Source organism: Nibrella viscosa (genome assembly GCF_039541875.1).
Classification (GTDB): domain Bacteria; phylum Bacteroidota; class Bacteroidia; order Cytophagales; family Spirosomataceae; genus Nibrella; species Nibrella viscosa.
Genome location: NZ_BAABHB010000025.1, coordinates 25,951 through 31,950 on the forward strand (window position 1 = coordinate 25,951; position 6,000 = coordinate 31,950).

Below are 6,000 nucleotides of genomic sequence, written 5' to 3' on the forward strand. Positions count from 1 at the left end.
TTGCTCCAAATCCTGATTGCAAAACTGTGGCTTCCAGAGGTATCCAATTGAAAAGATGGATTGAAACCCTAATATATAGTTATAAAAATGGCAGACAGATATCTTCCAGAGGTATCCAATTGAAAAGATGGATTGAAACATGCGAAGATTCGCGCCGAGCAGCAGGCAGCCGCCGAGCTTCCAGAGGTATCCAATTGAAAAGATGGATTGAAACAGATAGGTTCTGGTTCACCATCAACCTCAGGCACATCTTCCAGAGGTATCCAATTGAAAAGATGGATTGAAACCCGAGTTCCTTGATCAGCTCATGCAGTTCGGCATTCTCTTCCAGAGGTATCCAATTGAAAAGATGGATTGAAACTGTCAATTACCGACTACTTGGCCGAAACCGAGAGCTTCTTCCAGAGGTATCCAATTGAAAAGATGGATTGAAACTGTTCTGCTCAATTCCGAAGCTTGAATTGAAATAAGCTTCCAGAGGTATCCAATTGAAAAGATGGATTGAAACCCTTTGAAAGATATATTCCGAATGACAATACCGCGGGCTTCCAGAGGTATCCAATTGAAAAGATGGATTGAAACCCGCCGGGCCGGTACCGCAACGGCGGACCGTGCCGGCTTCCAGAGGTATCCAATTGAAAAGATGGATTGAAACCCGCTGCCGGCGTCGCAATCCGGCCGGGCAACGGACACTTCCAGAGGTATCCAATTGAAAAGATGGATTGAAACTTGCAACCATATTTCACCCGTTGCAAAAGAATAGTGCTTCCAGAGGTATCCAATTGAAAAGATGGATTGAAACTTTTAAAAAGGGGTGGGAAAAACTAGAGAAAATGAACTTCCAGAGGTATCCAATTGAAAAGATGGATTGAAACACATCGAAGGTCTAAAATGGAAGTAGCCTCACTGGATCTTCCAGAGGTATCCAATTGAAAAGATGGATTGAAACGGCAGTTCAGCAACAGAAGACCCAGGGCAAACCTCTCTTCCAGAGGTATCCAATTGAAAAGATGGATTGAAACAGTACGTCTTGGATAGCCGCTTTGTAGCAGTCGCGGCTTCCAGAGGTATCCAATTGAAAAGATGGATTGAAACTTGCAACCATATTTCACCCGTTGCAAAAGAATAGTGCTTCCAGAGGTATCCAATTGAAAAGATGGATTGAAACCCGCCGAACTCTACAAGGTACGCAACATCGCCTTAAACTTCCAGAGGTATCCAATTGAAAAGATGGATTGAAACGTTTACCGGTTACCAAGGCATATTTTTCTGTCTACCTTCCAGAGGTATCCAATTGAAAAGATGGATTGAAACGATATTTGAGCATTGCAACCTTCGCGGCTGTAAGCGATCTTCCAGAGGTATCCAATTGAAAAGATGGATTGAAACGCATGGCCGGTAACCGGGAAAAGGACTGGGATAAACTTCCAGAGGTATCCAATTGAAAAGATGGATTGAAACTTCTTGCCTTCGTAGCCTTCAGATACGGCATTATCAAACTTCCAGAGGTATCCAATTGAAAAGATGGATTGAAACCCGATACCCAGCGTTTTTGCAGTGATAAATGGGGGCCTTCCAGAGGTATCCAATTGAAAAGATGGATTGAAACAACGTAAACAGCTTTGCCGGGTGCTGCCGGCTCAATCTTCCAGAGGTATCCAATTGAAAAGATGGATTGAAACTCCGGTGGCGGGGAGAAACCGAAGTGATCGATGACTCTTCCAGAGGTATCCAATTGAAAAGATGGATTGAAACTCGCCGGTCACGTACCAGTCCACATAGAGCGCGTGCCCTTCCAGAGGTATCCAATTGAAAAGATGGATTGAAACGCATGGCCGGTAACCGGGAAAAGGACTGGGATAACTTCCAGAGGTATCCAATTGAAAAGATGGATTGAAACTGTTTTCAAGCCATGAGCAAAACCGGCCACCGGGGGCTTCCAGAGGTATCCAATTGAAAAGATGGATTGAAACTCCCTATCTGGATTCAGAGTACTTCAAATCCAAACGCCTTCCAGAGGTATCCAATTGAAAAGATGGATTGAAACTTATTAACCATTTGTTGAGGTTTGTCTGAACAAATACTTCCAGAGGTATCCAATTGAAAAGATGGATTGAAACACCAAACCAGCGTATTTCTTACTACTTACAACTATCTTCCAGAGGTATCCAATTGAAAAGATGGATTGAAACTCCGGTGGCGGGGAGAAACCGAAGTGATCGATGACTCTTCCAGAGGTATCCAATTGAAAAGATGGATTGAAACCCTACCGTCAGCTTATTGGCCGGGGTCGGCGGCTGACTTCCAGAGGTATCCAATTGAAAAGATGGATTGAAACGATCAGGTTGAGCGGAAACGGGTTACCCGCTGCCACCCTTCCAGAGGTATCCAATTGAAAAGATGGATTGAAACATGCCAACAATCGTATAAGGCCCGTAACAAGAATTGACTTCCAGAGGTATCCAATTGAAAAGATGGATTGAAACTCGAAGTCACAGTAGCCACCTCTGCGGGCGCTGGATCTTCCAGAGGTATCCAATTGAAAAGATGGATTGAAACTGAAAACGCCCCCGGTCTTCAGTGCCACCACACCCGCTTCCAGAGGTATCCAATTGAAAAGATGGATTGAAACCTGGCCTTATTGCTGGCGTTCTGTTTACTAGCCCAGACTTCCAGAGGTATCCAATTGAAAAGATGGATTGAAACGCATGGCCGGTAACCGGGAAAAGGACTGGGATAAAAAGCTTCCAGAGGTATCCAATTGAAAAGATGGATTGAAACAAGCCATCTCCGGCAAAGACCAGTCCCGGCGCTACGACTTCCAGAGGTATCCAATTGAAAAGATGGATTGAAACGTGTTCTGGAAAATGAATGACTATCCAAAGCGTCGCACTTCCAGAGGTATCCAATTGAAAAGATGGATTGAAACCCATGCGTTCCGGCGACTACCTACAGGCAGCTATTCACTTCCAGAGGTATCCAATTGAAAAGATGGATTGAAACGCGCAGCCGTCCGGTCACTGCCCAAAAGGGAAGTCACTTCCAGAGGTATCCAATTGAAAAGATGGATTGAAACTCCTCCTCGGTGGGGATAAGAAACACCTGAAACAGGCTTCCAGAGGTATCCAATTGAAAAGATGGATTGAAACCACAATTATCCAAACCTTCCAAACCACGTTAGGCCGCTTCCAGAGGTATCCAATTGAAAAGATGGATTGAAACCATCGAATCCAAATGGCATTGTCGTATGTGTTGTTTCTTCCAGAGGTATCCAATTGAAAAGATGGATTGAAACGCCATTTACAAAATGTATCAAAATTTGACACATTTCTTCCAGAGGTATCCAATTGAAAAGATGGATTGAAACATACAATTAACCAGCCTAAAACTGTCAAAATTTGACACCTTCCAGAGGTATCCAATTGAAAAGATGGATTGAAACTCCCAATCGGATGTCGACTTAGCCTTTCCTTCGGTACTTCCAGAGGTATCCAATTGAAAAGATGGATTGAAACCCTCTGGCTCTGGCAGCCTCCAGGCCGGCCATCGTCCTTCCAGAGGTATCCAATTGAAAAGATGGATTGAAACGCGATATCGCCCTGCCCGACATCCTGACGCCGGTACTCTTCCAGAGGTATCCAATTGAAAAGATGGATTGAAACAACTACCTGCTCAGGCACGGACGAGCAGGCAAGGCACTTCCAGAGGTATCCAATTGAAAAGATGGATTGAAACATTCGTCGATCCGCAAACTGCCGGTGTCCATAGACCCTTCCAGAGGTATCCAATTGAAAAGATGGATTGAAACCCCCAACCGGATAACCGAGCAGCTACTTTCCGACAGCCTTCCAGAGGTATCCAATTGAAAAGATGGATTGAAACATCCGGATAGGGCGAATCATACCACCCATCCGGACCCCCTTCCAGAGGTATCCAATTGAAAAGATGGATTGAAACCCGCTTACAGCGATTACTACCACTATAACCCAAAAAACTTCCAGAGGTATCCAATTGAAAAGATGGATTGAAACTGCGGTACCTGGTCAATGCCAGTCGGGTGCATTGGCCTTCCAGAGGTATCCAATTGAAAAGATGGATTGAAACTCTGGTCAGTAAAGGCAGCGTGAAAGCCGTGTGTGTCTTCCAGAGGTATCCAATTGAAAAGATGGATTGAAACTTATCTGCCTGAACCAGAATGCCGGCCAGGGTGACCCGGCTTCCAGAGGTATCCAATTGAAAAGATGGATTGAAACGCATCAAAATCAAACCACAGATAGCCCCTCGGATCACTTCCAGAGGTATCCAATTGAAAAGATGGATTGAAACTTCATAAGAAACTGAACAACAGGCGGGTTAAGTTTCCTTCCAGAGGTATCCAATTGAAAAGATGGATTGAAACGGCGTACCGCCGGGCAAATACAAAATCCGCTACCGGGACTTCCAGAGGTATCCAATTGAAAAGATGGATTGAAACTCGATGGCGTTCTGTCGGGAGCAGGCCCAGTATTCACTTCCAGAGGTATCCAATTGAAAAGATGGATTGAAACATGTGCTGATTACGCGGGTAGCCGGTACAACGATGCTCTTCCAGAGGTATCCAATTGAAAAGATGGATTGAAACGCCAATGCCGCTATTGACGCCCTGCTAACGCCGGATGACTTCCAGAGGTATCCAATTGAAAAGATGGATTGAAACGTTACGCGATTTAAAGAGGTAGTTGAGGGCCGGGTTACTTCCAGAGGTATCCAATTGAAAAGATGGATTGAAACGTAAGCTGGCTATCAACGCTCAGAATAAGTACAAGCTCTTCCAGAGGTATCCAATTGAAAAGATGGATTGAAACCGGCCCCTGGTTGCTGCCGATCTGGCCGGCCGCTCCCCTTCCAGAGGTATCCAATTGAAAAGATGGATTGAAACTCGATGAGTCGGCCACGATCAAGGAGCCATTCTACACTTCCAGAGGTATCCAATTGAAAAGATGGATTGAAACGCAACCTGGATTCTCTTTAAGCGTTGGGGCTTCCGATCTTCCAGAGGTATCCAATTGAAAAGATGGATTGAAACTTACACCGGTCAACCGACAGATCGTTCAACGCAATACTTCCAGAGGTATCCAATTGAAAAGATGGATTGAAACTCCCCTTCGGCTTCCCCGGTGCTGACTTCGTAGTTGACTGCTTCCTAAACTTCCAGAGGTATCCAATTGAAAAGATGGATTGAAACTTGCTGTTCTGGCGTACTGGCTGTTCAGCAACGATACTTCCAGAGGTATCCAATTGAAAAGATGGATTGAAACCTCATGGCTTGAAAACATACAGGTTGTGTGCGTCTGATCTTCCAGAGGTATCCAATTGAAAAGATGGATTGAAACTAGAACGTTTTTCCTGATGGCTAGACAACGCAAAACCTTCCAGAGGTATCCAATTGAAAAGATGGATTGAAACCAGCTTGGACACGGTACGTAATGGCGAACGGCTCCCCTTCCAGAGGTATCCAATTGAAAAGATGGATTGAAACTTCCCGCCCCTCAACTCAGGGGAGAAACAGATTATCTTCCAGAGGTATCCAATTGAAAAGATGGATTGAAACACTCTTCCAGTTCTTCGGCGTTGATTCGGTGTTTCTCCTTCCAGAGGTATCCAATTGAAAAGATGGATTGAAACACCAGGCTATGCTGGCCAGGATGAGCCTGGACCAAATCTTCCAGAGGTATCCAATTGAAAAGATGGATTGAAACCGATCGAGGCCCAGGTACGCCTATTGAAAGAAACCTTCTTCCAGAGGTATCCAATTGAAAAGATGGATTGAAACATTGATGCCGGGGTGACACCGGAGGAGTTTTTGCACCCCTTCCAGAGGTATCCAATTGAAAAGTAACCACCCGACGAACCCCGTCTTTTCTGCTGCCTACGGGGCCGCTACTTTTGGCTAAAAAACACCCATGCCTACTTTAGCTACTGACCAGACTCAGCAACTCTTCAGCCTGATTGAGGCTTTCC

Annotated in this window: 1 CRISPR repeat array (only partly in view). The window is 45.0% G+C overall.

What is annotated here, in order from left to right:
* A CRISPR array of direct repeats spans positions 1-5,812; the repeat unit is 37 nt; unit sequence CTTCCAGAGGTATCCAATTGAAAAGATGGATTGAAAC; it begins 3,131 nt to the left of the window's first position.
* Positions 5,813-6,000 lie beyond the last annotated feature (188 nt).